Raw genomic sequence first — 328 nt, 5'->3', positions numbered from 1 at the left:
CAGCAGACAGTTCAGCTTCAGCAGCAAGTTCTTCAGCAAGTGCGGCAGATAGTTCAGCTTCAGCAGCAAGCTCTTCAGCAAGTGCAGCAGATAGCTCCGCATCAGCGGCAAGTTCTTCAGCAAGTGCAGCAGACAGTTCAGCGTCAGCGGCCAGTTCTTCAGCAAGTGCCGCAGACAGTTCAGCGTCAGCGGCAAGTTCTTCAGCAAGTGCAGCAGACAGTTCAGCGTCAGCAGCAAGTTCTTCAGCAAGTGCAGCAGATAGTTCAGCGTCCGCAGCAAGCTCCTCTGCGTCTGCAGCAGATAGTTCAGCCTCAGCGGCAAGTTCTTC

At 54.6% G+C, this 328-nt stretch carries 1 protein-coding gene; it reads left to right on the top strand.

Annotated features, from left to right (window positions below):
- A partial coding sequence (locus ACTG7L_RS10805; RefSeq protein WP_439328539.1) for a hypothetical protein occupies positions 1–328 on the top strand: 328 nt, incomplete at both ends.

Origin of the sequence: Lonepinella sp. BR2357 (genome assembly GCF_051851525.1) — a bacterium.
Classification (GTDB): Bacteria; Pseudomonadota; Gammaproteobacteria; order Enterobacterales; family Pasteurellaceae; genus Lonepinella.
This window is presented reverse-complemented; position numbering and strand designations above follow the sequence as displayed.